The organism is Pseudomonas sp. ef1 (genome assembly GCF_007293365.2).
Lineage (GTDB): Bacteria > Pseudomonadota > Gammaproteobacteria > Pseudomonadales > Pseudomonadaceae > Aquipseudomonas > Aquipseudomonas siliginis.
Genome location: NZ_CM129815.1, coordinates 3313622 through 3340236 on the forward strand (window position 1 = coordinate 3313622; position 26615 = coordinate 3340236).

The 26615-nt window shown below is 60.8% G+C and carries 19 protein-coding genes and 2 pseudogenes; 11 read left to right on the forward strand and 10 right to left on the reverse strand.

Annotated features, from left to right (window positions below):
- Nucleotides 1-46: 46 nt before the first annotated feature.
- Nucleotides 47-478, forward strand: coding sequence for a VOC family protein (locus tag FEE99_RS15005; RefSeq protein ID WP_041478634.1), 432 nt, complete (start codon nucleotides 47-49; stop codon nucleotides 476-478).
- Here FEE99_RS15005 and FEE99_RS15010 read toward each other — a convergent pair.
- Entirely contained in the window at nucleotides 460-1578 is a 1119-nt protein-coding gene (locus FEE99_RS15010) for a carboxylate-amine ligase (protein ID WP_041478635.1), read from the reverse strand. The genes FEE99_RS15005 and FEE99_RS15010 overlap by 19 nt on opposite strands.
- A 161-nt stretch (nucleotides 1579-1739) precedes the next feature.
- Here FEE99_RS15010 and FEE99_RS15015 point away from each other — a divergent pair, with 161 nt between their 5' ends.
- From FEE99_RS15015 to FEE99_RS15030, 4 genes are all read left to right on the forward strand, one after another.
- The gene (locus FEE99_RS15015; RefSeq protein WP_041478636.1) at nucleotides 1740-2015 is read left to right on the forward strand and encodes a hypothetical protein; all 276 of its coding nucleotides are present in this window, start codon (nucleotides 1740-1742) and stop codon (nucleotides 2013-2015) included.
- A 194-nt stretch (nucleotides 2016-2209) separates the two neighbouring features.
- Nucleotides 2210-2815, forward strand: a complete 606-nt coding sequence (locus tag FEE99_RS15020; protein WP_041478637.1) for a biliverdin-producing heme oxygenase — start codon at nucleotides 2210-2212, stop codon at nucleotides 2813-2815.
- Nucleotides 2812-5049, forward strand: coding sequence for an ATP-binding protein (locus FEE99_RS15025; protein ID WP_041478638.1), 2238 nt, complete (start codon nucleotides 2812-2814; stop codon nucleotides 5047-5049). The genes FEE99_RS15020 and FEE99_RS15025 overlap by 4 nt, the downstream gene beginning before the upstream one ends.
- A 302-nt stretch (nucleotides 5050-5351) precedes the next feature.
- Nucleotides 5352-5939, forward strand: a complete 588-nt coding sequence (locus FEE99_RS15030; protein WP_041478639.1) for a LysE family translocator — start codon at nucleotides 5352-5354, stop codon at nucleotides 5937-5939.
- Nucleotides 5940-6082: 143 nt separating this feature from the next.
- On the opposite strand, the gene FEE99_RS15035 is transcribed toward FEE99_RS15030, so the two are convergent.
- Nucleotides 6083-6916: an AraC family transcriptional regulator gene (locus FEE99_RS15035; RefSeq protein ID WP_041478640.1), complete on the reverse strand. Its 834-nt coding sequence runs from the start codon at nucleotides 6914-6916 to the stop codon at nucleotides 6083-6085.
- Nucleotides 6917-7079: 163 nt separating this feature from the next.
- Between FEE99_RS15035 and FEE99_RS15040 the strand changes: the two are divergent.
- Nucleotides 7080-7280 (forward strand): annotated as a pseudogene (locus tag FEE99_RS15040) (GFA family protein); the annotation flags it as partial.
- 810 nt (nucleotides 7281-8090) lie between these two features.
- On the opposite strand, the gene FEE99_RS15045 reads toward FEE99_RS15040, so the two are convergent.
- Complete coding sequence (locus FEE99_RS15045; RefSeq protein WP_041478641.1) at nucleotides 8091-8921, reverse strand: alpha/beta fold hydrolase; 831 nt, start codon at nucleotides 8919-8921, stop codon at nucleotides 8091-8093.
- A gap of 248 nt (nucleotides 8922-9169) precedes the next feature.
- Here FEE99_RS15045 and FEE99_RS15050 point away from each other — a divergent pair, with 248 nt between their 5' ends.
- The 4 genes from FEE99_RS15050 to FEE99_RS15065 are packed head-to-tail and all read left to right on the forward strand — an operon-like array spanning nucleotide 9170 to nucleotide 13407.
- The gene (locus tag FEE99_RS15050; RefSeq protein WP_041478642.1) at nucleotides 9170-9625 is read left to right on the forward strand and encodes a (2Fe-2S)-binding protein; all 456 of its coding nucleotides are present in this window, start codon (nucleotides 9170-9172) and stop codon (nucleotides 9623-9625) included.
- 22 nt (nucleotides 9626-9647) lie between these two features.
- Nucleotides 9648-11810 (forward strand): xanthine dehydrogenase family protein molybdopterin-binding subunit, encoded by a 2163-nt coding sequence (locus FEE99_RS15055; protein WP_041478643.1) that lies wholly within the window; start codon nucleotides 9648-9650, stop codon nucleotides 11808-11810.
- Nucleotide 11811: 1 nt separating this feature from the next.
- A complete protein-coding gene (locus tag FEE99_RS15060) occupies nucleotides 11812-12390 on the forward strand; it encodes a hypothetical protein (RefSeq protein ID WP_041478644.1) in 579 nt (192 codons plus the stop codon).
- A gap of 54 nt (nucleotides 12391-12444) precedes the next feature.
- Nucleotides 12445-13407, forward strand: coding sequence for a sensor domain-containing diguanylate cyclase (locus FEE99_RS15065; RefSeq protein ID WP_041478645.1), 963 nt, complete (start codon nucleotides 12445-12447; stop codon nucleotides 13405-13407).
- 239 nt (nucleotides 13408-13646) lie between these two features.
- On the opposite strand, the gene FEE99_RS15070 is transcribed toward FEE99_RS15065, so the two are convergent.
- From FEE99_RS15070 to FEE99_RS15100, 7 genes are all read right to left on the reverse strand, one after another.
- A complete protein-coding gene (locus tag FEE99_RS15070) occupies nucleotides 13647-16769 on the reverse strand; it encodes a hypothetical protein (protein ID WP_041478646.1) in 3123 nt (1040 codons plus the stop codon).
- A gap of 150 nt (nucleotides 16770-16919) precedes the next feature.
- The gene (gene fabI / locus FEE99_RS15075; protein WP_003202751.1) at nucleotides 16920-17714 is read right to left on the reverse strand and encodes an enoyl-ACP reductase FabI; all 795 of its coding nucleotides are present in this window, start codon (nucleotides 17712-17714) and stop codon (nucleotides 16920-16922) included.
- Between the two features lie 19 nt (nucleotides 17715-17733).
- Entirely contained in the window at nucleotides 17734-19344 is a 1611-nt protein-coding gene (locus FEE99_RS15080) for an ABC transporter ATP-binding protein (RefSeq protein WP_041478647.1), read from the reverse strand.
- Nucleotide 19345: 1 nt separating this feature from the next.
- A complete protein-coding gene (locus FEE99_RS15085; RefSeq protein WP_041478648.1) occupies nucleotides 19346-20365 on the reverse strand; it encodes an ABC transporter permease in 1020 nt (339 codons plus the stop codon).
- A gap of 1 nt (nucleotide 20366) precedes the next feature.
- Nucleotides 20367-21440, reverse strand: coding sequence for a microcin C ABC transporter permease YejB (locus FEE99_RS15090; RefSeq protein WP_016774154.1), 1074 nt, complete (start codon nucleotides 21438-21440; stop codon nucleotides 20367-20369).
- Nucleotides 21441-21444: 4 nt separating this feature from the next.
- Nucleotides 21445-23286: an extracellular solute-binding protein gene (locus FEE99_RS15095; protein ID WP_041478649.1), complete on the reverse strand. Its 1842-nt coding sequence runs from the start codon at nucleotides 23284-23286 to the stop codon at nucleotides 21445-21447.
- Nucleotides 23283-25115 carry an extracellular solute-binding protein gene (locus FEE99_RS15100; protein WP_041478650.1) on the reverse strand — a complete coding sequence of 611 codons (1833 nt, stop codon included), beginning with the start codon at nucleotides 25113-25115 and terminating at the stop codon, nucleotides 23283-23285. Before FEE99_RS15100 ends, FEE99_RS15095 begins: the two co-directional genes overlap by 4 nt.
- 341 nt (nucleotides 25116-25456) lie before the next feature.
- Between FEE99_RS15100 and FEE99_RS15105 the strand changes: the two are divergent.
- A pseudogene (locus FEE99_RS15105) lies at nucleotides 25457-26603 on the forward strand (IS481 family transposase).
- The last annotated feature ends 12 nt before the right edge of the window (nucleotides 26604-26615 follow it).

Sequence of the window (26615 nt, forward strand, 5' to 3'; positions counted from 1 at the left end):
TTGTGCAGCACAATGAGCGGGTCGCCGCTTTCGAGGAAGCCAACTCATGCATCCGTTTTCCATTCAGCGCATCGATCACATCGTTCTGCGCGTCGCCGACCTGCAACGCAGCATCGATTTCTACGCCGGGGTGTTCGGCGCCGAAGTGGTCAGGCATAACCAGCCGCTGGGGCTGGTGCACCTGCGGGCCGGTACGTCAATGATCGATCTCGTCGATTTGGCCGGCGAACTCGGGCGCAAGGGCGGCGGCGCCGCTGATGCGCACAAGCGCAACGTCGATCACTTCTGTCTGCGCATAGAACCGTTCGACGAAGCCGCGCTCATCGCCCATCTGCAATCGTTCGGGCTGACCGTTGCACAAGCCGCCAGGCGTTTTGGCGCCGAGGGTTACGGCTTGTCGCTTTACTGTTTCGACCCGGACGGCAATCAGGTCGAACTCAAAGGCCCGTCCGAGAGCGATCAGCCAGCGGTTTCCTGAAGCAGCAGCTCGGCCACTTGCCCGAGGGCCGAGCGGCCGTTTTGCGCTTGTTCAGACGCCAGATTGAACAGCGCCAGTTGCCGATCGGCGCTGGTGCCGCTGTCGATGATCGCCCGGGCACGTTCGAACAACTGCGCCGCGCCCAATACCTGTGCCGTTTCGGCAAAACGCTGCTCGGCCAGTTCCAGCCATTGCGCGAGCGAACAGTCGCCGTCGATGCCTTCGACCAAAAAGCGCGCATGAATCCCCTGATGTTTGGCCCGCCAGCGATTTTCCTCCAGCATCGAACGCGCGGTCTGGTCATAGAGCAATCCGGGCCGCCGCTGTGCACTGGCATGAGCCACCAATACCCGGAAAAACGCCGCGAGGGTCAGCGCATCGTCGACCCGAGGGCAAGCGTCAGTCATACGCAGCTCCAGGGTCGGAAAACGCGCGGCCGGGCGCACGCCCCACCAACACTCGCCGGGCTGGCTGATCGCGCCGATACGCATGAGAAACGCCAAGTGTTCGTCGTAATGGCGCTGATCGGCAAACAGCGGCGGGATGCCCATGCGTGGCCACTCGTCACACGCGGTCTGCCGATAGCTCATGAAACCGCTGGCGGCGCCATCCCAGATCGGCGACGAACAACTCAGCGCCAACAGCAGCGGCGTCCACGGCAAAACTTCGTTCATCACGGCGATGCGATCCAGCGGCTCGATCACCTCGACGTGCACATGCAGCCCCGACAACACGCTGCGGCGGGCAACATGGCCGTAGCGCTCGAACAGATGATGGAAATGTTCCTCGTCGGTCGGAACCTGCTCGCGCCAGTCGGCCAGCGGATGACTGCCGGCGCTGAGCACGCCCAGAGCAAATGGCTCCAGGGCCGCGCGCAAGGCCTGACGGCTGCCACGCAGAAAATCACTGGCGTGCTCGAAATCGCTGAATACCGGCGAAGCCACTTCGATCTGGCCCTGAAACATCTCTGTGGCAAACCAAACACCCAGCGCCGCCCGGCAAACCTCGATGGCCTGTGGGGGCGGACTGCCGACCATGCGCAGGCTCTGCAGGTCAGTGAGAAAGTACTCTTCCTCAATGCCGAATTGCGGGTGGCTCATGACGGTGCTCGAGCAAGTGGTTCTCTTGAGAACCGTGCGCTGTTGCGGTGGTTCACGCCAGGCGACCAGTGCCCCGCGAATGCACCGTTGGTCTTGTCCATTGCACTTGAGCGGCCAAGGCGTTTCCAAACAAGTCCGATCAACGTGTTCTGGAGGCAGACATGAGCAACCCATCCAGCAACGACAAAGCGCTTAACCAAACCGTCAATCCCAACGACGACGGCTTCGCCATCGGCACGGCCGGGCGTGATGAAGACCCTAACGCCACCACCGACTGGGATGTCAGCCGTGACAACGAAGATGTCATGACGAGGGACGATACTCGCGGTCTGCCCGGTTATCCCGGGGCCGAAAAAAATAATTCTTCGAAACCTGTTGCCGACAGCAGCGTACCGGCCAACGGCGATCCATCGGTGCAGAACGACGGCGCTGATTGAGGTGGTCAGCAGTGGCAGGATAATGGCGTCGGTCGAACTTTTCTGATCCGGCGCCACTCTGAACCTGTCATAGGGTCGCAGTTCGACAGAAAAAACGCTTCGGCAGGCAGAAAAAGCCGCGTGGCGTGATAAATTCCCCCCACGTCGAGCCCACCCAGAATGGCCCCTGCCGGGTCCCACCAAGAGCGATCTACATGCAAGCAAAGGCCCGTGAGGTTTATGTGCCACCGGTGCTGCAAGATCTGCGGGCCGGCACAGCCGAACTGCACATCGCACTGGAAAAACGCCTTCCTTTTTTTACCGATACCCTCGATACCCCCGCATTCGAGCGCTTGATGGCGGCCTATTACGGTTTTTATCAGCCGCTGGAACGGGCGTTGCTCGCCAGTGGCGCTGTCCCGGATGATTTCGATCTGACGCCTCGTTTGAAGGCCGAGACCTTGCACGCCGACCTGCGCGCGCTGGGCGCGACGACCAATGATTTGCCGCTGTGCGAGGACTTGCCGGTGATCGACTCCAGCGCCGCCAGTCTCGGTGTTTTGTACGTGCTCGAAGGCGCGACTCTCGGCGGGCAGATCCTGCGTCGGGAGATCGCCGCGCGGCTGAATCTGGACGCCGACAATGGCGCTGCCTTCCTCGATGTCTACGGCGCGGCCACCGGGCGGCGCTGGCGCGAGTTCATCGAATACCTGAGCAACCGGCCCATGGCGGCCAGCGAACGCGCGGCCGTGGTCAGCGCAGCACAAACCACATTCAGCTGTTTCGAGCAGTGGCTCGAGCGCCAGGAGGTACTGGCATGAACCCGCAAGACCCACAAGCCTTTGAAGAACTGCTGGCCAACTGTGCCGACGAGCCGATCCGTTTTCCTGGCGCGATCCAGCCCCATGGTTTGCTGCTGACCCTGACCGAGCCTGCGCTGCAGATCATTCAGGTCAGCGCCAACGTCGAAACCCTGCTGGCCCGCGCGCCCGAATCGCTGATCGGCCAGCCGCTGCACAGCCTGATCGGCGCCGAACACACCGCGCACGTGCTCGAAGCCTTGCAGCAGACAGCGTTTTCCGAGGCGGCGCCGCTGCGATTCGAGCTCAACGGCACTGAATTCGAAGGTTTGCTGCACCGCCATCAGGGCGTGCTGATTCTCGAGCTGGAAATCCATGTGAAGAATTTCCAGCCGCGCAACGTCGCCGGGGTCAACACTCACTTGGGCCGCATGCTCCAGCGCCTGCAAGCGGCGACCACGCTGCAGGCCCTGTACGACATCAGCGTCAAGGAAATCCAGGCGATGACCGGTTACGACCGGGTGCTGATCTATCGCTTCGAGGAAGAGGGCCACGGTCAGGTCATCGCCGAAGCGTCCGATCCGTCGATGGAAGTGTTCAACGGCCTGTTCTTCCCGGCTTCGGACATTCCCGAGCAGGCGCGCGAGCTGTACCGCACCAATTGGCTGCGGATCATCCCCAACGCCGATTATCAGCCAGTGCCACTGGTGCCGAAGCTGCGCCCGGACACGCAAACGCCGCTGGACCTCAGTTTCGCCACGCTGCGCAGCGTCTCGCCGATTCACTGTCAGTACATGAAGAACATGGGCGTGCTGTCGTCGATGAGCATTTCCCTGCTCAAGGGCGACAAGCTCTGGGGCCTGATCAGCTGCGGCAATCGCCAGCCGCTGCACGTGCCGCATGAATTGCGCATGGCTTGCCAGACCATCGGCCAGGTCCTGTCGTTGCAGATCAGTGCCATGGAAACCCTTGAACTGACCCGCCAGCGTGAAGAGAAGGTCGAAGCGCTGGCGCGGCTCAATCAGGCGATGGTCGATTCGCCGCAAAATGTTTTCGACGGCCTCGCCCAGCAGCCAGCGACGCTGATGGCGCTGGTCAATGCCGGCGGCATCGCGATCATCGAAGACAAGCAGTTGCACCGTTACGGCAACTGCCCGGCGCCGGAAGAAATTCGCGCGCTGCACAAGTGGTTGCAGGCGCGCGGCGAGCCGGTGTTCGCCAGCCATCACCTGTCCAGCGTTTACCCGCCGGCGGCGCAGTATCAGTCTGTGGCCAGCGGTGTGCTCGCCATGAGCCTGCCCAAACCGGTGGACAACGGCGTGCTGTGGTTCCGTCCGGAAGTGAAGGAAAACATCAACTGGAGCGGTGACCCGCGCAAGCCGCTGGACCTGGAAACCTCCGACGCCGGGATGCGCCTGCGTCCGCGTACTTCGTTCGAGATCTGGAAGGTCGAGATGGCCGGGATCTCCACCAAGTGGAGCCACGGTGACCGGTTCGCCGCCAATGACCTGCGCCGTTCGGCGCTGGAGAACGATCTGGCCCGTCAGGTACGTCGCGAGCAGGCGGCTGTGCAGGCGCGCGATGATCTGGTGGCGGTGGTTTCCCACGACCTGCGCAACCCGATGACGGTGATTTCGATGCTCTGCGGCATGATGCAGAAAGCCTTCAGTTCGGAAGGCGCGCACACTTCGCGGCGTATCTCCACTGCAATCGACACCATGCAGCAGGCCACGGCGCGGATGAACACGTTGCTGGAAGACCTGCTCGATACCTCGAAAATCGATGCCGGGCGTTACTCGATCACCCCGCAGGCGCTGGAGGTCGGGCACATCTTTGAAGAGGCCCAAGCGTTGCTGTCGCCGCTGGCCCATGACAAGGACATCAGCATTTCCTTCCAGGCCGATCCTGACCTGCGCATCCACGCCGACCCCGAGCGGCTGTTTCAAGTGCTGTCGAACCTGGTGGGCAACGCCATCAAGTTCACCCCGCGCATGGGCACCGTCGGCGTACACGCCAAATCGGTGGGCGACGAGATCGTGTTCATCGTGCGTGACAGTGGTGAAGGCATTCCCAAGGAGCACTTGCCGCATGTGTTTGATCGCTACTGGACGATAAAGGAAGGCAACCCGACCGGCACTGGCCTGGGTTTGTACATCACCCAAGGCATCGTCGAAGCCCATGGCGGCCAGATCGTCGCCGAGAGCGAGCCGGGGCAGGGCAGCGAATTCCGCTTCACCGTGCCGCGCCTGGCCTGATTGCCGCTGTAGGGGGAGTTTGCTCGCGATGGCGTCAGTCCTGACAAGTCTGTTGTGACTGACCGAACGCTTTCGCGAGCAGGCTCGCTCCCACAGGTCTTGTGGGGTGTGCGAGATTTGAGTCTCACGCAAAACCTTGTGGGAGCGAGCCTGCTCGCGAAGACGTCAGTCCAGCCAACACCGGGCTGACTGACCCACCGCTCCCTCAGAAGATTCGCAGCCTCAGGGTCATTTTCTTCAATACCGCAAATCCCCCGCTCGCTACCGTAGCCACCTCGTTCCTCGATTGAAGCAGGTGTGCAATGAGTCTGATTCTTTCCATGGCGGCATTTGCCCTCGCCGCATCCATCACTCCCGGGCCGGTCAATATCGTCGCCTTGAGCTCCGGCGCGCAGTACGGTTTTCGTGCCAGTCAACGCCACGTGGCCGGGGCGACGCTGGGGTTTGTGCTGTTGCTGGTGCTGATGGGCCTGGGCCTGCATGAAGTCCTGCAATTGTGGCCATTCCTGACCCGCGTGGTGCAATGGGCCGGGGTGGCGTTTCTGTTGTTCATGGCCTGGAAACTGGCCAGCGATGACGGCCAACTGAACACCAGCGAGTCCGGCCGTGCGCCGTCGATGCTCTATGGCGCGGTGATGCAATGGCTCAACCCCAAGGCCTGGCTGGCATGCGTCGCCGGCATGGGCGCGTTTGTCGCCGACGGCGAGGCGCGGCTGGTCTGGCAGTTTGCGGCGGTGTATCTGGTGATCTGCTATCTGTCGGTGGGCTGCTGGGCGTATGCCGGGACGTTCTTGCGCGGTTATCTGAGCAATGCCGCCGGGATGCGCTGGTTCAATCGGTTGATGGCGTTGTTGCTGGCGGTGAGCGCGGGTTATCTGCTGATCACCTGATTGACAGGCCCACCACAACCCCCTGTGGGAGCGAGCCTGCTCGCGAATGCGGTGGATCAGTCAGTGAAGTGTTGAATGACACACCGCTTTCGCGAGCAGGCTCGCTCCCACAAGGGGGGCAGTGTTCAACTTCGAGTATGAAGTCAGCCGCGATACTGCCCCGGCGTTGCCGCCAGATGTTGTTTGAACGCTCGCTGAAAATGCGCCTGATCGGCAAACCCGGCCTGGAGCGCGACATCGGCAATCAACTGGCCGCTGCGCAAGCGCTCGCGGGCGAACTGGATGCGCTGGTTGACCACGAACGCATGGGGCGTCATCCCGTAGCGCTGCTTGAACGCGCGAATCAGGTATGACGGCGACAGCTGCGCCGCCGCGCAAATTGCCTCGAGGCTGAGCACTTCGGTGCAATGTCCACGGATGAAATCAGCGGCGCGTTCCAGCTTGAAATTCGGCTCATCGACGGGCTCATCTGCCGGATTGAGGCGGACCTGCAAATCACTGAAAAACTCTACCGCCGCGCTGTGTTTCGCCAGCGCCTCCATTTGGTCGTCGAGCAAAACCTCATACAACCCCATCAATTTGCCGAACAGCTCGGCATCAGCCAGATGCGTGTCGGAAAATCGCCGAAATTCCAGCTCCCCGGCAAACCCCAACTGATGTTGCAAATCCGCCAGCCACGGCGTTTCGACATACAGCATCACATACGACCAAGGCTGATCATCAATCGGATTGCAGGCGTGTACATCGCCGGGATTCATCAGCACCACGGTGCCTGCTGCCACTTCATACTGCGCCTGCTCATGCACATAGGTACTGCGCCCGGCGGTGATTGCGCCGATGGAAAAGTGCGCATGGGAATGCCGCGCATAACAGACTTCACGCCCATCCGCGATCGCCCGCGCTTCGATGAAGGGCAGGGCGTCGTCGCGCCAGAAGCGCGGGGCTTTCTCGGGGTTTTTCGCAGCGGCGTGTTTCATCGTGATTGTCCCGGCAGGTCAGCGCCTGAGTGTATTAGCTCTGGCCGTCGAATGCCCGTTGCAGCGCAGTGACATCGAGCTTTTTCATCTGAAACGCGCCTGCATTGCAGCGCCGGCTGTTATAGGCTCTGGGGGGGCGTGACACCACGGGCGCGATGGAGATTTCTGCCCGCGCTGTGGTTCGTCGGTGTTCAACCGCAGTGTTGATGAGGTCGAGGTGAGCCTCGGCGCGCTGGATGCGCCGGATCAGTTGAAGCCGACCTATGAGAGCTGGATTGTGCGGCGTGAATCGTGGCTGCCGGATTTTCCGCTGGCCAGGCATTACCGTGGTGATCGTGAAGGCGAAGGGCGGGCAGAGGGATAGGGGATTGATTCAGCCTTCAGCACGCTTGCGATTTCTGTGGGGGCGAGTCTGCTCGCGAAGGCTTTTTGTCAGGCGGTGGTTTTTTTTGAGTGGGTACATATCCATTGCTGCGGTAACGGCTGCTTAGGGTTCCGCCCTTACGGCGGGTCACCTTTTTCAAACGCCAAAAAGGTAACCCAAAAGGCTTGCTCCTACGTTCGGCCCTCGCAGGCTCGGGTTCCTTCGCTGCGGGATCGATCCGGGCGCAGCGGCTCCGGTTTGCTTCGCTGCACCTCCTTCCGCTGTGTCTGGCTGCGCCAGACGGTCGCTGCGCTCCCACGCCCGGATCAATCCCTCCGCTCAGCCTTCCGACGTCGCCGGTGGATCAAGATCAAAAGCAGGCGAGCTGACACTCGGCCTAAGGCGAACGCGGAGACTGTAGGAGCTGCCGAAGGCTGCGATCTTTTGCTCTTGCTCTTGCTCTTGTAGGAGTGAGCCTGCTCGCGATAGCTATCTCAAAGATACGAATGAACAGCGGACCTGCCCTGATCCCTGTGGGAGCTGGCTTGCCAGCGATGGCGGCCTTCCAGCCGACCAGTCTCTGACGGGTACACCCAATTTCAACTGTGGGAGCTGGCTTGCCAGCGATGGCGGCCTTGTAGCCGACCAGTCTCTGACGGGTATACCCAATCCCAACTGTGGGAGCGAGCCTGCTCGCGAAGGCGTTGGGTCAGTCAATACGCAAGTGGCTGAACGAACGCTTTCGCGAGCAGGCTCGCTCCCACAATTTGTTTTGTGGTGTCCGCTGCTATGGGCACACCCTCAGTTCTGTTAACCGCGAATAAACGCCAACAAATCCGCATTGATGGTTTCCGCTTGCGTCGTCGGCATGCCATGCGGAAATCCCGGGTACGACTTCAGTGTGCCGTTGGGCAGCAGTTTCGCCGATAACGGTGCGGAGTTGGCGTAAGGCACGATCTGGTCATCCTCGCCGTGCATGACCAGCACCGGCACGGTGACTTTTTTCAGGTCTTCGGTGAAGTCGGTCTGCGAGAAGGCGACGATGCCGTCGTAATGCGCCTTGGCCCCGCCGATCATGCCTTGGCGCCACCAGTTGGCGATGATCCCTTCCGCCGGCTCGGCGCCCGGGCGGTTGTAGCCGTAGAAAGGTCCGCTCGGCACATCGCGATAAAACTGCGCACGATTTGCCGCCAACTGCTCTTGAAAGCCATCGAACACCGATTTCGGCAAGCCGCCCGGGTTGCTTTCGGTCTGCACCATCAACGGTGGTACGGCGCTTATCAATACCGCTTTGCTGACCTTGTCCTGACCATGCCGGGCGATGTAATGGATCACTTCGCCGCCGCCGGTGGAATGGCCGACGTGGACAACGTCGCGCGTACCCAGATGATTGACCACTGCCAGCACATCGTCGGCGTAGTGATCCATGTCGTGGCCGTCCCAGACCTGGCTTGAGCGGCCATGCCCGCGTCGATCATGAGCAATCACCCGAAAGCCCTGTGCCAGGAAAAACAGCATTTGCGCATCCCAGTCATCCGAGCTGAGCGGCCAGCCGTGGTGGAAGTGGATCACCGGCGCGTCGCGCGGCCCCCAGTCCTTGTAGAAGATGTCGACGCCGTCTCGAGTGGTGACAAAGCCCATATTCGTTACTCCTGACCTGTGATGGACAACCGCGAGGTTCGCGGGCCGGTTGCGCAGAGATACGACGACTCAGTGCGAGCCGTTATCAACTGTAGGAGCAAAGCCGGGGTCTGCATGACCGCTGGTCACAACGTGTGGCTTGCTGCGCAATTTAGGCTTTGCTGAAAGGGATAAGCGCGGGCGTCCGTAGGTTTTTGCGACCACAGCGACGCCCCTTTGCACCACCGTGAGCCTGAGGAAATCCGCTGATGCTGACCCTGAATATCAATGGCAAGGACCAAGAGCTCGATGTCCCCGCCGACATGCCGCTGCTCTGGGTTCTGCGCGATATCGCGCACCTGACCGGGACCAAGTTCGGTTGCGGCATGGCCCAGTGCGGCGCCTGCACCGTGCACGTCGACGGCGCGCCATTACGCTCCTGCATTACCCCGGCGACTGCCGTCGCCCATGGGCAGAAAATCCTCACCATCGAGGGCTTGTCCACCGATGGCTCGCACCCGGTGCAGCAGGCCTGGGCCGAGCTGGACGTGGTGCAGTGCGGTTATTGCCAGTCCGGGCAGATCATGTCCGCCGCCGCATTGCTGGCGAAAATTCCCAAGCCCACCGACAGCGATATCGATCAGGCGCTCTCCGGCAATATCTGCCGCTGCGGCACCTATCCGCGCATTCGCGCTGCGGTCAAACGCGCCGCCGAAATCGGCTGAGTCATTCTCTGGGAGATGAACGATGAACAGTCCCGTATCGCGTCGCGGGTTTCTCAAGGGCAGCGCACTGTTAAGCGGCGGCCTGATGGTGGCGTTTGTGGTGCCCGGGGCCAACCGCTTTGCCCGGGCGGCAGAAAATGAAAACAAGACCTTCGCACCCAACGCGTTTTTGCGCATCGCGGCGGACAACAACGTCACTGTCCTGCTCGGTCATTCGGAAATGGGCCAGGGCATCTGGACCGGCCTGACCATGCTGATTGCCGAGGAACTGGACGCCGACTGGTCGAAAATCCGCGTCGAGCACTCGCCAGCCTCGGCGGCGGATTACGGCTTGCCGGCATTTGGCGGCATGCAGATCACCGGAGGTTCGACATCGACCTGGATGGAATTTGACCGCTATCGACTCGCCGGGGCGACGGCGCGGCAGATGCTGGTGGAAGCGGCTGCGAAACGCTTCGACGTCGCCCCGTCGACGATTCGCACGGAGTCCGGCGTGGTCATCGCCGGGGACCAACGCGCGACCTACGGCGAACTGGCCGATGCCGCCGGGCAACTGCCGGTGCCTGACCCGAAAACCATCACTTTCAAGGAAGCCAAGGACTGGAAAGTCATCGGCAAACCGACCAAGCGCCTCGATACCCCGGAGAAGATCACCGGCCGCGCCAGATTCGGCATGGACGTTCAGTTCGAAGGCCTGATGACCGCGATGGTCGCCCGCGCGCCGGTGTTTGGCGCCACGGTGAAATCCTTCGAAGGCGCCGCAGCGCTGGCCATTCCCGGCGTACACAAGGTGGTGCAGGTGCCCAGCGGCGTGGCGGTGGTGGCCGAGCATTTCTGGGCGGCGAAGCTGGGCCGTGATGCGCTGAAGGTCGATTGGGACCTGGGGCCGTTGGCCGACATGAGCAGTGAAAAGCTGCTCGAGAGTTTCCGCAAACTGGCGGCGACGCCGGGCACCTCGGCCACGCAGGCTGGAGATGCCAAGGCCAATTTCGGCAAAGCCGCGAAAAAAATCGAGGTCGAATACAGCGTGCCGTATCTGGCCCACGCGCCGATGGAACCGCTCAATTGCACGGTGAAAATCAGCGCCGGAAAATGCGAGATCTGGACCGGCACGCAATTTCAGACGCTGGACCAAATGGTCGCCAGCAAGATCACCGGGCTCAAGCCCGAACAGGTCGAAATTCACACGGAATTTCTCGGCGGTGGCTTCGGTCGCCGCGCCAATCCGACTTCGGACTTCGTCGCCGAAGCGGTGCAAGTGGCGAAAGCGGCGGACCTGCCGGTGAAAACCGTGTGGGCGCGCGAGGACGACATTCGCGGCGGCTACTACCGCTCGATGTACCTGCACAAGGCGCAGGTCGGGCTGGGCGCTGATGGTTTGCCGGTGAGCTGGCAGCATGTGCTGGTCGGCCAGTCGATCATGGCCGGGACGATGCTCGAGGCAGCGATGGTCAAGAACGGCATCGATGCCACCTCGGTCGAGGGCGTGGCCGACAGTCCGTACATCAAGGATCTGCCTCATCATCAGGTCGACCTGCATTCGCCGCAGACCGGCATCAATGTGTTGTGGCTGCGTTCGGTGGGCCACACCCACACGGGTTTTGTCATGGAATCGCTGATCGATGAACTGGCGACGGCGGCGGGCAAGGATCCGGTGGAGTACCGACGAACGCTGCTCAAGGCGCACCCGCGCCATCTCGGCGTGCTCAATCTGGCGGTGGAGAAGGCCAACTGGGGCGCGCCGTTGCCGGACGGGCATGCTCTGGGCGTGGCGGTGCACGAGTCGTTCGGCAGCTACGTGGCGCAAGTGGCGGAGGTGTCGCAGGACAATCTGGCGATCCGCGTGCATCGGGTGGTCTGCGCGGTGGACTGCGGCATTGCGGTGAATCCGCAGAGCATCGCCGCGCAGATGGAATCGTGCATCACCTTCGGTCTCGGCATGGCGTTGCACAGCAAGCTCATCGTCAAGGACGGCGGCGTCGTGCAGTCCAACTATCACGATTATCAGGTGCTGCGGCTCAACGAAATGCCGGTGGTGGAAGTGCACATCGTCCCCAGCAGTGAAAAACCCGGCGGCATCGGCGAGCCCGGCGTGCCACCGACCGCGCCGGCGGTGGCCAACGCAGTGTTCGCCTTGACCGGGCAGCGCCTGCGCGAACTGCCACTGCAATTGTCGGGGGTGTGAGATGAAACGACATCTTGTGTTGGGCACCGTCGTGTTGCTGGGCCTCGGTGGCTATGCCTCGGACCTGTTTGCCGAGGATCAGCAGGCCTTGAAAGCCTTCGACACGGTGCAGAAAGTCTTTCAGAGCCCGCGCTGCCAGAACTGCCACATCCCCGGCGATTCGCCGTTGCAGTTCGACGCCGGCATCCCTCACGCGATGAATGTAGTGCGCGGCATGGATGGCAAGGGCGCCGCTGGTTTGCCCTGCGCCACCTGTCATGCTGAAAGCAATCCGCCGGCCAGTTATGGCCCCCATGCGCCGCCGGGTGCGCCGCACTGGAGCCTGCCGCCAGCGGCACACAAAATGGCCTGGATCGGCCTGCCCCCGGACAAGCTCTGCGCGCTGATCAAGGACCGCGCGAGCAATGGTGATCGTGATTTCGCCGCGCTGTTAAAACACGTCAGCGAAGACAAACTGGTGCTCTGGGGCTGGAATCCCGGGGCAGGGCGCGCACCGGTGCCAGTGCCGCACGATATCTTCGTCGCGCAATTCAAACTCTGGGCCGATGCCGGCGGGCCGTGTCCGGTGGCGCAAATGTGATGCCCCGACGATTAAGCGCTACGCTGAACGCATGACTGTCTACGGAGTGTGCGCATGCTGGTGCCCGGAAAACCTGCCAACGAAGCTTCCCGAATTGACGCGCTGCATGGCCTGAATCTCAATTCGGAGCCGGAGGAACGTTTCGATCGCCTGACACGCCTGGCCAAGCGCCTGTTCAACGTGCCGATCGCCCTGGTCACGCTGGTCGACAAGGATCGCCAGTGGTTCAAGTCCTGTGTGGGTCTGGATGTCAGCGAGACGTCCCGCGATGTCTCGTTCTGCGGTCATGCGATTTTGCAGAACGAGTTGATGCTGGTGCCCGATGCGCTGGAAGATTTGCGCTTTCATGACAACCCGTTGGTCACCGGCGCGCCGAATATTCGCTTTTACGCCGGTTATCCGCTGACCGTGCCGGACGGTAACAAAATGGGCACCTTGTGCCTGATCGATACCAAACCCCGCAACCTCGACGACGAAGAGCGTGCCTTGTTGCGCGACCTCGCGGAGATGGCCGAGCAAGAGCTGACGGCGGTGCAGATGGCAAGCATGGATGAACTGACGCTGCTGTCCAATCGCCGTGGTTTCAAGCAACTGGCCCAGCATGCGCTGGATGCCTGCGCACGTTTGAACCGACCGGCGACGCTGTTGTTTTTCGATCTCAACGACTTCAAGCAGATCAACGATCTGTACGGGCATGCCGAAGGCGACAGTGCGCTGAAGACCTTCGCCGATGTGTTGCGCATTGCCTTTCGCGAGAGCGATGTGGTGGGGCGCTTGGGTGGTGATGAGTTCGTCGCGTTGCTGACCGGCTCCAGCCACGTTGAAACCACGCGGATCATGGCGCGGCTCAAGGAGATCCTCGAAGAGCGCAACGCCACGCTGCACCGCGGTTACGCGATTCGCTTCAGCGTCGGCCAGATCGAATACGACCCCAAACGCCACGAAACCGTTGATCGCCTGCTCGCCGATGCGGATGGCGCAATGTATGCGCACAAGCAAGCTCTGAAAGGCTGTTAGTAACGGCCCCATCGCTGGCGAGCCAGCTCCCACAGACTCCCTTGAATCCCGTGGGAGCGGGCTTGCCCGCGATGGCGGTGGGTCAGGCAATTTGATGCTGGCTGATGGAATGTCTTCGCGAGCAGGCTCGCTCCCACAGGTCTCGATGGCGCGGAGGATTTTTCAGTTCAGCACCATCTCTGTGGGAGCGAGCCTGCTCGCGAAGGCGTCAGTCGATCTATCGCCGGATTCGCCAGTGCTCAGCGCTTGGGCGGGCTCAGCTTCTGGTAAAACGCCAGCCATTTCTCGTGACTCGCAGCGGCATCCTCGAGTTCGGGCACGCGCAATGCGTCTTGCAAGGCTTGCGCTTTGAAAGCATCGAACAGATGCCTGACGGCAGTGCTGGCGATGGCGTTGACTGTGTTGGAGGCGAAGGTATCGGGCACGGCGGCGCGCTCCTGTTGCGCCAGGGGGGCACCCTGATTATCGAGGCGAGTAATGAACGCGTTACAAGTGGCATTCAAGCGAGGCTGGGAGCCGTGCCTATAGGCTTCGGCGTCGACGGGCAGCGATTTCGCCGCATCATTTGCCCCCGATGGTTTGAGTAATGCAAGGTCGATATCGCGACGCAGCACCACTTCATTCCTGCCAGTGAAAATCTCGAAGACTCTGGCTGGACTCCCACTCAGCAGCGCCAAGATGCCGAATGGCGCAGTGCTGGCGTCAGCCAGCTTGTCCGTGGCTGCCGATACTGGCCGCAGGGCGAGCAGTTCCAGCTCGTGGTCTTCGATGTCGATTCGCTGCGCGAACGGCAAGCGACAGAACGCTTCCTTGAGAAATGCGATATGTGCGTCCTTCATTTGCCTCAGGCGTGCGCTCAGTGCCGCATGGAAGTAGGTCGCCACATTGTGCAGTCTGGGCAACGAGGCAAGCATGGGGGCCAGTTGCAACTGTGCATTGCTCGATTGCCATCCCGCCAGCTTCCCTGTCAGCTTGCCGGCGACATGCAATTCGCTCAACGAGTAATGCGCTGCAGAGGTCTGCGGGTTGGCGTCTGCAACAAACAGCGCCTTCTCCGTGAGGTAGGGGGAATCGCTGAACACCTTGCGCAGATCGGCCAGGGCAACCGTGACGGGAGTGGGCGGTGCCGAGAGGAACGCCCGCCGATAAAGATCGTTCAACAGGCGATTGTGGTTGCGGAACAGGACATCGGCCTGCTTCAGCGTCGTGGCGTCATAAACAGTCACCGGAAATTCGGCGTTGCGCTGGATCAGCCCTCTGGCAACCGCCCAGTCAACGACCAGTGAGGCACAGGAATCCTCGCGCAGGAATTTGTAGAAGTGCGTGGGGGCCGGGCCTTTGGTCAGTTGGCTCAGTTGCTCATAGCTCATCAGGCGTGCCACACCCGGCATTTGGCTTTCGATATACAGCACGACCTGCTTCAGCCTGACCCAACGCGAACAGCTCATGTAACAGAGTGATGGCGGAATATGCCGGGTCAGAAACTCCGGCGCTATACCGGACAACAACAGATGGGTCGCCAGCGTTTTGTTTTTGACCGATGCAAGAGCGGGCTGCCGATCAATGAAGCGGCGTACCTCGTCATAGCTGTCGCCCCAGAAATCACGCCCCTCCAGACGTTGCACGACAATACGGTTCAAATCCTCACCCGCGTTTGGCTCCAGGCTGAGAATCAATGCAGCGAGCAACAGGCGATCGCGGTTGGTGGCCAGCAGGCGTTTCTCCTGCGCCGGAGCACCCAGATTCTTCACCAGCAGATTGCCCAGCGTTTGCGCGCGCGGTGTGATCAGAATACGGCTGATCAGGTAGTCGGCTTTTGCCTGGAGCGTTTTGAGCGGCAGATCGGTATCGACACCCTCACTGAGGTAGTCGATCAACGGCGGCGAGTCTACGGGTAAAAACGCCTGTGTGGTGTCGATGATGCTCTGACGCTGTTGCGCCGTGAACCGTTCGGTTTGTGTCCACGGCTGGCCCAGCAGATACCAGTGATTCATATGCCCGGGGCGGGTGTGCAGATTGATCCTGAACCATTTCACCAGCGCGAGGGCTTGCTCGACAGTGTTCGGCAAAAGCAGATTGTAGAAGCGCAGCATTTGCCCAAGGGTGACTTTACCGCTTGAGCGCAGGGCGCCGCCGGCTTTGCTTGCCTTGGCCTTGAGCTGGTCGCGAAAGAGTTTCAGATCAGCCTGTTTTTCCACCTGCGCCGTCAGGGTGACCCAGCCTTTTACGCTGGCAGTACCGACATGACCGGATTCGGTGACGAGCAATTGACTGTCGGCGGGCAGTCCGTGCTGCTGCAGGATGGCTTGAAAATCCTCATCGGCGCTGAGTGTCTGCAATTGACGCTGGCCATACTTCATCCGTCCCGCCAGCGCGGAATCCGGATGGGGCTCGCTGATTTCCTCGTAATCGATCTTGGCCTTGGGCGCTTTGTTCCAGCTCAGCGCTTCAAGGCGTCGCACGATGTGCCGGTTATCTTCCAGAGCGCCAAATTCTTCACGATAGCTGCGGATGGGGTCGTTGCTTTGCACGTAATCGCTGACGTAGGGCAGCGCCGGCCAGCTTTGCTGGCGCAGGCGTTGCGCAAGTGCCTTGGCTTCGCGGGCATCTTGCGGCAACGCAAACTCATAGCGGCCCAGAAGCTCGCCCAGTTTGAGGCGCGGCCCTCTGGAGGGTGCAGAAACAGAGGCCGAAGTGAGGGTTACCGGCGTGTCGAGAAAGCCTCGCTGCTCGAAAGGGTCGCTCGCCAGCAACACTTCATCGATTCGATCGGCGATCGCCCGAAAGTCTTCCAGTTGCGCGTTGCGTTCCTTCACTAGCGCCGACGTGCTCTGGCCGTTTTCATCGATGGCCGCCAGCCCGGTTTTCTTCAGCTCGGCGAGGATGACTCGGGCCTGAATCTGGTTTTGCGGTTCCGGGTAACCGTAGAACGCCAGCACCACTTGCCGTGGAAACCGATACAGCGGATTGGCGGATTTACCGCCGATGTAGGGCAGGCCCAGCCCCGCAGGATCGATACGCTGGGAAATCGACAGCAGCATCGGCGCCATCTGCCACCAGCCTGAATCATCTTCCAGCGTGAACGTGCGAACGCCGTTGGAGCCGTTCGAGGGTGATTGCGCTTGCAGGGTATCGCCCTTGATCTGCAGGGTATCCAGATCGATGTTAAAGCCACTGGCCCAATCGAGAAATTCAGGGCGTTCGAGGGCGCTCCAGTAAAGCTCCATCCATTCGCGCAGCCGGCATGCACGGGGAACCTCCAGCGTGCGCGCCGGTGTGGCGGCGCTGACCACCGGTACGGCGGTCAATTCTGCGATGAGATTGTGAATCAGCGTCTGTTCATGTACCGGTGTGTCGTCCATCTGCGCCTCCCTGGCGGCTGATAAGCATCGAGCGCCGAGTATCAAAGGCAGGGCAGGGTGGTTGGCGGTACATATGTAGTTGGGCGAGCTTTTCTGCAGGCATAAAAAAACCCGCCGGATCCGGCGGGTTTTTTAACGGCTACAGGAAGATCACTCTTCGATGTTGCCCATCGCGGTGGTGTTGAAGCCGCCGTCGACGTACATGATTTCACCGCTGATGCCCGACGCCAGGTCGGAGCACAGGAAGGCGCCGGCGTTGCCGACCTCTTCGATGGTGACGTTGCGGCGCAGCGGAGTCTGCGCTTCGTTGGCAGCCAGCATCTTGCGGAAGTTCTTGATGCCGGAAGCAGCCAGGGTGCGGATCGGGCCAGCCGATACGCAGTTGACGCGGGTGCCGTCCGGACCGAGGGAACCGGCCAGGTAACGGACGCCGGCTTCCAGCGAAGCCTTGGCCATGCCCATCACGTTGTAGTTCGGCATGGTGCGCTCGGCGCCCAGGTACGACAGGGTCAGCAGGCTGCCGTTGCGGCCTTTCATCATTTCGCGACCGGCCTTGGCCAGGGCCACGAAGCTGTAGGCGCTGATGTCGTGAGCGATGCGGAAGCCTTCACGGGTGGTGGCTTCGGTGAAGTCGCCGTCCAGTTGGTCGCCCGGGGCGAAGCCGACGGAGTGGACGATGCAGTCCAGACCGTCCCACTTCTTGCTCAGCTCTTCGAAGACCTTGGCGATTTCTTCATCGCTGGCCACGTCGCACGGGAAGCACAGCTCAGGGCTCGAACCCCAGCCTTGTGCGAACTCTTCGACGCGACCCTTGAGTTTGTCGTTCTGATAAGTGAAGGCAAGCTCAGCGCCCTCGCGATGCATGGCGGCAGCGATGCCGGATGCGATGGACAGCTTGCTGGCGACACCGACGATCAGTACGCGCTTACCGGCGAGAAAACCCATGTGTTGCTCCTCTTTCAGGTTATTGCGCAGTGGCTGGTGCCAGAAAAGCGGCTTCCAGCAACTGCTGTGTATACGGATGTTGGGGGGCGGCAAAAATACTTTGCGCGTCTCCCTGTTCGACCACTTGGCCATGCTTGACCACCATCAGCTGGTGGCTCAGCGCTTTGACGACAGCCAGGTCATGGCTGATGAACAAATACGTCAGGTTGTACTTGGCTTGCAGTGAACGCAACAGCTCCACCACTTGCCGCTGCACCGTGCGGTCGAGCGCCGAAGTCGGCTCGTCCAGCAGGATCAGCGCCGGTTTCAGCACCAAGGCCCGGGCAATGGCGATTCGCTGCCGTTGCCCACCGGAAAATTCGTGGGGGTAGCGGTGCCGGGTTTCCGGATCCAGACCTACCTCCTTCAATGCCGCAATGATCGCCGCTTCCTGTTCGGCTGCGGTGCCCATTCTGTGTATCCGCAGGCCTTCGCCAACGATGTCGTTGACGCACATGCGCGGGCTCAGGCTGCCGAACGGGTCCTGAAACACCACCTGCATCTCCCGCCGCAGCGGCCGAATCTCGTTCTGCGTCAGGCAGTCTAGCTGCTTGCCTTCAAAGCGGATCGCGCCTTTGCTGCCGATCAGCCGCAAAATCGCCAGACCGAGGGTGGATTTGCCGGAACCGCTTTCGCCGACGATCCCCAGAGTCTGCCCCTGAGGCAGGCTGAAATTGATGCCGTCCACTGCCTTGACGTAATCCACCGTGCGTTTGAGCAGGCCTTTCTTGATCGGGAACCAGACTTTGAGGTCCTCGACTTCGAGCAGCGGCGCGCCGATTTCATTGCTCGCCGGGCCGCCGCTGGGCTCCGCGCCGAGCAATTCCCGAGTGTACGGATGCTGCGGCGAACGGAACAGCTCTGCGCACGATGCCTGTTCGACGATGCAACCGCGCTGCATGACACATACGCGATGCGCAATTCTTCGCACCAGGTTCAAATCGTGACTGATCAGTAGCAGCGACATGCCCAATCGAGCCTGAAGATCCTTGAGCAAATCGAGGATTTTCAGCTGAACGGTCACGTCCAGCGCCGTGGTCGGTTCGTCGGCGATCAGCAATTCCGGCTCGTTGGCCAGGGCCATGGCGATCATCACCCGCTGCCGCTGGCCGCCGGACAATTCATGGGGCAGCGCCTTGAGCCGCTTGTGCGGCTCGGGAATGCCGACCATTTCCAGCAGCTCCAGCGTGCGTTTGGTCGCCACTTTGCCACTCAGGCCCTTGTGGATGCCGAGCACTTCGTTGATCTGCTTCTCGATCGAATGCAGCGGATTGAGCGAGGTCATCGGCTCCTGAAAGATCATGGCGATGCGGTTGCCACGAATATGGCGGATGGTCTTCTCGCTCAAATCCAGCAGGTTCTGCCCGGCGTAATTGATGCTGCCGGCCGGATGCCGCGCCATGGGGTAGGGCAGCAGGCGCAGGATCGAATGCGCCGTTACCGATTTGCCCGAGCCCGATTCGCCGACCAGTGCCAGGGTCTCGCCGCGCTTGATGTCAAAGCTCACGCCTTCGACCACGCGGTGCACGCGCTCGCCGAAACCGAATTCGACGGCGAGGTCGCGCACTTCGATCAGATTGTCCTGATTCATTTCACTTCCTCGGGTCGAAGGCATCGCGAGCGGACTCGCCGATAAACACCAGCAGACTCAACATCAGCGCCAGCACGGCAAACGCGCTCATGCCCAGCCATGGCGCCTGCAGGTTGGATTTGCCTTGGGCAACCAGTTCGCCCAGCGACGGACTGCCGGCCGGCAAGCCGAAGCCGAGGAAGTCCAGCGCGGTCAGGGTGCCGATGGCGCCGGTGAGAATGAACGGCATGAAGGTCATGGTCGAGACCATGGCGTTGGGCAGGATGTGGCGGAACATGATCGCGCCGTTCTGCATGCCCAGCGCGCGGGCGGCGCGCACATATTCCAGATTGCGCCCGCGCAGGAACTCGGCGCGCACCACATCGACCAGGCTCATCCACGAGAACAGCAGCATGATGCCCAGCAACCACCAGAAATTCGGCTGGACGAAACTGGCAAGGATGATCAGCAGATACAGCACCGGCAGCCCCGACCAGATCTCGAGAAAACGCTGCCCGGTGAGATCGACCCAGCCGCCATAAAAGCCCTGTAGCGCCCCGGCAATCACGCCGATGATCGAACTCAGCACGGTCAGCGTCAGCGCAAACAACACGGAAATGCGGAAACCGTAGATCACCCGCGCCAACACGTCGCGGCCCTGATCGTCGGTGCCCAGCAGGTTGTCCGCCGAGGGTGGCGCTGGGGCCGGGACTTTCAGGTCGTAGTTGATGCTTTGGTAGCTGTAGGGGATCGGCGCCCACAGAATCCACGCGTCCTTGGCCTTGAGCAGTTCGCGAATGTACGGACTCTTGTAGTTGGCTTCCAGCGGGAATTCGCCGCCGAACGCGGTTTCCGGATAGCGCTTGATCGCCGGGAAATACCAGTTGTTGTCGTAATGCACGACCAGCGGTTTGTCGTTGGCGATCAGTTCGGCGCCCAGACTGAGGCCGAACAGAATCAGGAACAGCCACAGCGACCACCAGCCACGCTTGTTGGCCTTGAACAGTTCGAAGCGCCGGCGGTTGAGAGGGGACAGGTTCATCTCAATGCTCCCGGCTGGCGAAGTCGATACGCGGATCGACAAAGGTGTAGGTCAGATCGCCGATCAGTTTCACCACCAGCCCGAGCAGGGTGAAGATGAACAGGGTGCCGAACACCACCGGGTAATCGCGATTGATCGCCGCTTCGAAACTCATCAGGCCGAGGCCGTCGAGGGAGAAAATCACTTCCACCAGCAACGAACCGGTGAAGAAGATACCGATGAATGCCGACGGAAAACCGGCAATCACCAGCAGCATGGCGTTGCGGAACACGTGGCCGTAAAGGACGCGATGGCGGGTCAGGCCCTTGGCTTTGGCGGTGACCACGTACTGTTTGTTGATCTCGTCGAGAAAGCTGTTCTTGGTCAACAGGGTCATGGTCGCGAAGTTGCCGATCACCAGTGCGGTGACCGGCAATGCCAGGTGCCAGAAGTAATCGAGGATCTTGCCGCCCAGGCTCAGCTCATCGAAGTTGTTCGAAGTCAGCCCGCGCAGGGGGAACCAGTCCAGATAACTGCCGCCGGCAAATACCACGATCAGCAGGATCGCAAACAGAAACGCCGGGATCGCATAGCCGACGATGATCGCCGAACTGGTCCAGACGTCGAAGTGGCTGCCGTGCCGCGTGGCCTTGGCGATGCCCAGCGGGATCGACACCAGATACATGATCAGTGTGCTCCACAGCCCCAGCGAGATCGACACCGGCATCTTTTCCTTGATCAGGTCGATGACCTTGGCGTCGCGGAAGAAACTGTCGCCGAAATCCAGCTGCGCGTAATTCTTGACCATGATCCACAGACGTTCCGGGGCCGATTTGTCGAACCCGTACATGTGCTCGATTTCCTTGATCAGCGCCGGATCCAGCCCCTGCGCGCCACGGTAGGACGAGCCGGCTACCGCCACTTCGGCACCGCCGCCGGCAATCCGGCTGGTGGCGCCTTCGAAGCCTTCGAGCTTGGCGATCATCTGCTCGACCGGCCCGCCGGGCGCGGCCTGGATGATCACGAAGTTGATCAGCAGAATGCCGAACAGGGTCGGGATGATCAGCAGCAGTCGCCGAAAGATATACGCCAGCATCTGATTACTCCGTGCCCGCAGGGTCGGCTTGCAGTTGGGTTTCGACTTCTACGGCAGGCTTGGCGTCAGGCTTGACCCACCAGGTGTTGATGCCGATGTCGTACTTGGGCGAGGTTTTCGGGTGGCCTATATGATTCCAGTAAGCCACGCGCCAGCTCTTGATGTGCCAGTTCGGCACCACGTAGTAGCCCCATTGCAGCACCCGGTCCAAGGCGCGAGCGTGGGCAACCAGACTTTTGCGCGAGTCGGCGTTGATCAGGCTTTCCACCAGTTGGTCAACGGTCGGGTCTTTGAGGCCCATGCTGTTGCGGCTACTCGGTTTGTCGGCGGCGGCGCTCATCCAGTACTCGCGTTGCTCGTTGCCCGGCGAATTGGACTGGGGAAAACTGCCGACCATCATGTCGAAGTCCCGCGAGCGCACGCGGTTGATGTACTGCGAGACGTCGACGCGGCGGATGACCAGATCGATACCGAGGTCGCTGAGGTTGCGCTTGAACGGCAGCAGCACCCGTTCGAACTCGGTCTGGGCGAGGAGGAATTCGATTACCACCGGTTTGCCAGTGGCGTCGACCATTTTGTCATCGACGATTTTCCAGCCGGCCTCTTGCAGCAGTTGATAGGCCTCACGCTGCTGGGTGCGGATCATGCCGCTGGCGTCGGTCTTGGGATTTTCGAAGGCTTCGCTGAACACCTGGGCCGGCAGTTTGCTGCGAAACGGTTCGAGGATCGTCCGTTGCTCGGCGTCGGGCAGGCCGGTGGCGGCCATTTCCGAGTTCTCGAAGTAACTGCGGGTGCGCACGTAGGCGCCGTTGAACAATTGCTTGTTGGTCCATTCGAAGTCGAACAGCAGCCCCAGCGCCTGACGCACGCGCACATCCTGGAACACCGGGCGGCGCAGGTTGAAGACGAAGCCCTGCATGCCGGTCGGGTTGCTGTTGGGGATCAGTTCCTTGATCAAACGGCCCTCGGTGACCGCCGGAACGTTATAGGCGCTGGCCCAGTTCTTCGCGGTCATCTCCAGCCAGTAATCGAACTGCCCGGCCTTCAGTGCTTCGAGGGCGACGGTGTTGTCGCGGTAATAGTCGGTGGTCATCGTGTCGAAGTTGTAGAAGCCACGGTTGACCGGCAAGTCCTTGCCCCAGTAATCCTTGACCCGCTCGTAACGTACCGAACGGCCGGCCTTCACTTGGGTGACCTTGTACGGGCCGCTGCCCAGCGGGATTTCCAGATTGCCCTTGTTGAAGTCGCGACTGGCCCACCAGTGTTTCGGCAGGACCGGCAACTGGCCGAGGATCAGCGGCAGCTCGCGGTTGTTGCTGTGCTTGAACTTGAACAGCACTTTCAACGGGTCTTCGGCGATGGCTTCGGCGACGTCGTTGTAGTAGCCGCGAAACATCGGCGAGCCTTCCTTGGTCAACGTCTCGAAGCTGAACACTACATCTTCGGCGCGCACCGGGTGGCCGTCGTGAAAGCGTGCTTCCGGGCGCAGGTAGAAACGCACCCAACTGTTGTCGTCGGCTTTTTCGATCTTGCTGGCAATCAGGCCGTACTCGGTGAACGGCTCGTCGAGGCTGTGTTTGGTCAGGGTGTCGTAGATCTGGCCGATGTCATCGGCCGGTACGCCTTTGTTGATGAACGGGTTGAGGCTGTCGAAGCCACCGAACCCGGCCTGACGGAATACGCCGCCCTTGGGCGCATCAGGGTTCACGTAGTCGAAATGCTTGAAATCGGCCGGGTATTTCGGCGGCTCGTTGTACAGGGTCACGGCGTGTTGCGGGGCGGCCCAGGCCAGCCCGGCGAACAGCAAGCCGCTGGCCTGCACGAGCAGGGTGCGAACAGCGTTCATCGATCTTTCTCCGAAGACTTCAGCCACCATGCGCTCAGGCCCAGGGTGTAGGGCGGCGTGGTGACAAAGGCCAACCGGTTGCGGTAGGCCAGACGGTGATAATTGAGGTACCAGTTGGGAATGCTGTAGTGCTGCCAGAGCAGCACGCGATCGAGCGCCTTGCCGGCGGCGACCTGCTCGTCGCGGGTGCGCGCGGCGAGCAATTGTTCGAGCAGGTGATCGACCACCGGGTTGGCGATGCCCGCGTAATTCTTGCTGCCCTTGACGTTCACCTGACTGGAGTGGAAGTACTGCCACTGCTCAAGGCCCGGACTCAGGGTCTGGCCGAGGGTCATCGAGATCATGTCGAAATCGAATTGATCGAGGCGCTGTTTGTATTGCGCACGATCAACGGTGCGCAGGCGCGCGTCGATGCCGATGCTGTTGAGGTTTTCGATGTACGGCTGATAGAGCCGCTCCAGGCTCGGGTTGACCAGCAGCAGTTCGAAACGCAGCGGTTGGCCGTCTTTGTCTTGCAGGCGCTGGCCGTGGAGCTTCCAACCGGCCTCGGCGAGCAGGGCGAGGGCTTTGCGCATAGTCTCGCGCGGAATGCCACGGCCGTCGGTTTTCGGCAGGGTGAACGGCTCGGTAAACAGCCTGGCCGGCAGTTGCTCCTTGTAGGGTTTGAGCATCAGCCATTCATGGCCGACCGGCAGGCCGGACGCAGTGAATTCGCTGTTGGGGTAGTAGCTGCTGGTGCGTTTATAGGCATCGCTGAACAGCGCACGGTTGGTCCACTCGAAATCGAACATCAGGCCCAACGCTTCGCGCGTCCTGACATCGGCGAAGGTCGCGCGGCGGCTGTTCATGAACAGGCCCTGAGTCTGGGTCGGGATCTGATGCGGGATCTGCGCCTTGATCACCTCGCCACGACGTACAGCAGGGAAGTTGTAGCCGTTGACCCAGTTCTTCGCCTGATGCTCGATGTAGATGTCGAACTCACCGGCCTTGAACGCTTCGAAGGCGACATCGCTGTCGCGGTAGAACTCGACTTCCATGCGATCGAAATTGTACTTGCCGCGATTGACCGGCAGGTCCTTGCCCCAGTAATCCTTGACCCGCTCGAAAATCAGCTGCCGCCCCGGCGTGACCGACGTGATGCGGTACGGCCCGCTACCCAGCGGCGGTTCGAAGGTGGTGGCTTTGAAGTCGCGGTCTTTCCAGTAATGCTGCGGCAGCACCGGCAACTCGCCAAGGCGCAGGATCAGCAGCGGATTGCCCGAGCGCTTGAACACGAAACGAATGCGTTGTTTGTTGAGGATGTCGACCCGTAGCACTTCCTGCAGGGCCGTGCGATACAGCGGATGACCGTCCTTGAGCAGCAGGCGATAGGAGAACGCCACGTCGTAGGCGGTGATCGGCGCGCCGTCGTGAAAGCGTGCTTCGGGGCGCAAATTGAAGACGACCCAGCTGCGATCTTCGCTGTACTCCACCGATTGTGCGATCAAACCGTAGCTCGACGCCGGCTCGTCTCCGGACGGCGAATACTGTCCGGTACCGACCATCAGCGGCTCGTTGAGCTCGTTGATGCCGTACTGGAGAAAATTGGCGGTGGTAACCGGGCTGGTGCCCTTGAAGGTGTACGGATTGACCGTATCGAAGGTGCCGAACGCCATCACCCGCAACGTACCGCCTTTGGGCGCTTGCGGGTTGACCCAATCAAAATGGGTAAATCTGGCCGGGTACTTGAGCGTGCCGAACTGCGCATAACCATGACTTTCGGTAATCGTCGCGCTTGCGGGTGAGCTCAAGGCCAGGCTGATCAGGAGCAGGGAGAGGGCACGCTTCAAGTCAGATCCGATCCAGCGGCTTGGGCTTTGTGGGCCGTACAGTAACAGCTTGTCTGGACAGGAAAAAGATGCGGGTTAATGGCGGGTTAATCGTTTGCGCGAAGAGCCCCTCACCCTAACCCTCTCCCGGAGGGAGAGGGGACTGATCGTGGTGTCTGGGCGAATTGCACCGACGTGCGATACCGAGTCGAAGTCAGTTTCTGAAAAGCCCCCGATCGGCTCCCTTTCCCCCTCTCCCCCTGGGGGAGAGGGCTGGGGTGGGTAAAGACCGGATACATCCTTTACGTTTGAGACCGGGGACATGGTTTACAGGTATCAATGATGGTCAGGAGGTGCTGACCATGCCCTGGAAACAAGAGTCCCCAATGGATCAACGAGTGAAGTTAATCAGCGATTGGCTCGGCGGCAGCTACACCAAAAGCCAGCTAAGCCGGCGGTATGACGTCAGCCGTCCCACCATCGACAAGTGGTTGGAACGATACGCAGCGTTGGGCGTTGATGGCTTGAAAGAGCAGTCGCGCAAGCCGCTGAACTGCCCTCATCAAACTTCCGATGAAATCATCGCCAAGTTGCTGGCCAAGAAAAATGAACATCCCGATCGGGGGCCCAAGCAGATCATTGATCGCCTGCGCGTTTCTGATCCGCATATCCAGTGGCCGGCGGCGAGTACTGCCGGAGAATGGTTGAAGAAAGCTGGTTTGGTCATGGCGCGACGACCTTATCCCCCACGTCCCCGTGCTCCGACGCATTTGCGTCCGGTCGACGCGCCCAACCAGACTTGGTGTGCTGATTACAAAGGGCAGTTCAAAATGCAGGACGGTAATTGGTGCTATCCGCTGACCATTACCGATCAGATGAGCCGCTTTTTTATTCGTCTGTCGCGCTTTGCCCAGTACGCACGGGGCGCCGACGCGGGAAGGCTTTGAGTGGGCTTTTCGAGAATATGGGCTGCCGGATGTGATCCGCACTGACAATGGCGCTCCTTTCGCGTCGACAGGTCTGGCGCGACTTTCGAAGTTATCGGTTTGGTTCATCAGGCTTGGAATCCATGTCGAAACGATTACGCCTGGCCGTCCCGACCAAAATGGTCGACATGAACGGATGCATCGAACGCTAAAGGCAGCAGTGCCACCGGCAGAAAACCTGGTGCGCCAACAGCTGGCTTTTCAGGATTTTGTCCAGGACTTCAACCACCACCGACCGCACACCGCGCTGGGCATGAAACCGCCGGCTTCTGTCTATAGCCCATCGGTACGTGCATATCCCGGTTACTTGCCTGCGCTTGAATACGGCTCTGATGTTGAAGTACGCAAGGTTCGGTCAAATGGCGAAATCAAATGGAAAGGACAGCTGATTTTTCTTGGAGAGGCTTTGATTGGAGAGGACATCGCGCTGAAGGAAGTGGCTGACGACGCTTGGGAGCTGTACCTTTGCAGCCACTGTTTAGGCAGGCTTGAACGCGGTGCTAAACGCGTAGCAAGCCTGTAAAGGTGTAAACGA

Excerpts from the sequence above, each read along its gene's own strand:
- FEE99_RS15005 (WP_041478634.1), top strand. The coding sequence starts at position 47 with ATGCATCCGTTTTCCATTCAGCGCATCGATCACATCGTTCTGCGCGTC.
- FEE99_RS15010 (WP_041478635.1), bottom strand. The coding sequence starts at position 1,578 with ATGAGCCACCCGCAATTCGGCATTGAGGAAGAGTACTTTCTCACTGAC.
- FEE99_RS15015 (WP_041478636.1), top strand. The coding sequence starts at position 1,740 with ATGAGCAACCCATCCAGCAACGACAAAGCGCTTAACCAAACCGTCAAT.
- FEE99_RS15020 (WP_041478637.1), top strand. The coding sequence starts at position 2,210 with ATGCAAGCAAAGGCCCGTGAGGTTTATGTGCCACCGGTGCTGCAAGAT.
- FEE99_RS15025 (WP_041478638.1), top strand. The coding sequence starts at position 2,812 with ATGAACCCGCAAGACCCACAAGCCTTTGAAGAACTGCTGGCCAACTGT.
- FEE99_RS15030 (WP_041478639.1), top strand. The coding sequence starts at position 5,352 with ATGAGTCTGATTCTTTCCATGGCGGCATTTGCCCTCGCCGCATCCATC.
- FEE99_RS15035 (WP_041478640.1), bottom strand. The coding sequence starts at position 6,916 with ATGAAACACGCCGCTGCGAAAAACCCCGAGAAAGCCCCGCGCTTCTGG.
- FEE99_RS15045 (WP_041478641.1), bottom strand. The coding sequence starts at position 8,921 with ATGGGCTTTGTCACCACTCGAGACGGCGTCGACATCTTCTACAAGGAC.
- FEE99_RS15050 (WP_041478642.1), top strand. The coding sequence starts at position 9,170 with ATGCTGACCCTGAATATCAATGGCAAGGACCAAGAGCTCGATGTCCCC.
- FEE99_RS15055 (WP_041478643.1), top strand. The coding sequence starts at position 9,648 with ATGAACAGTCCCGTATCGCGTCGCGGGTTTCTCAAGGGCAGCGCACTG.
- FEE99_RS15060 (WP_041478644.1), top strand. The coding sequence starts at position 11,812 with ATGAAACGACATCTTGTGTTGGGCACCGTCGTGTTGCTGGGCCTCGGT.
- FEE99_RS15065 (WP_041478645.1), top strand. The coding sequence starts at position 12,445 with ATGCTGGTGCCCGGAAAACCTGCCAACGAAGCTTCCCGAATTGACGCG.
- FEE99_RS15070 (WP_041478646.1), bottom strand. The coding sequence starts at position 16,769 with ATGGACGACACACCGGTACATGAACAGACGCTGATTCACAATCTCATC.
- fabI (WP_003202751.1), bottom strand. The coding sequence starts at position 17,714 with ATGGGTTTTCTCGCCGGTAAGCGCGTACTGATCGTCGGTGTCGCCAGC.
- FEE99_RS15080 (WP_041478647.1), bottom strand. The coding sequence starts at position 19,344 with ATGAATCAGGACAATCTGATCGAAGTGCGCGACCTCGCCGTCGAATTC.
- FEE99_RS15085 (WP_041478648.1), bottom strand. The coding sequence starts at position 20,365 with ATGAACCTGTCCCCTCTCAACCGCCGGCGCTTCGAACTGTTCAAGGCC.
- FEE99_RS15090 (WP_016774154.1), bottom strand. The coding sequence starts at position 21,440 with ATGCTGGCGTATATCTTTCGGCGACTGCTGCTGATCATCCCGACCCTG.
- FEE99_RS15095 (WP_041478649.1), bottom strand. The coding sequence starts at position 23,286 with ATGAACGCTGTTCGCACCCTGCTCGTGCAGGCCAGCGGCTTGCTGTTC.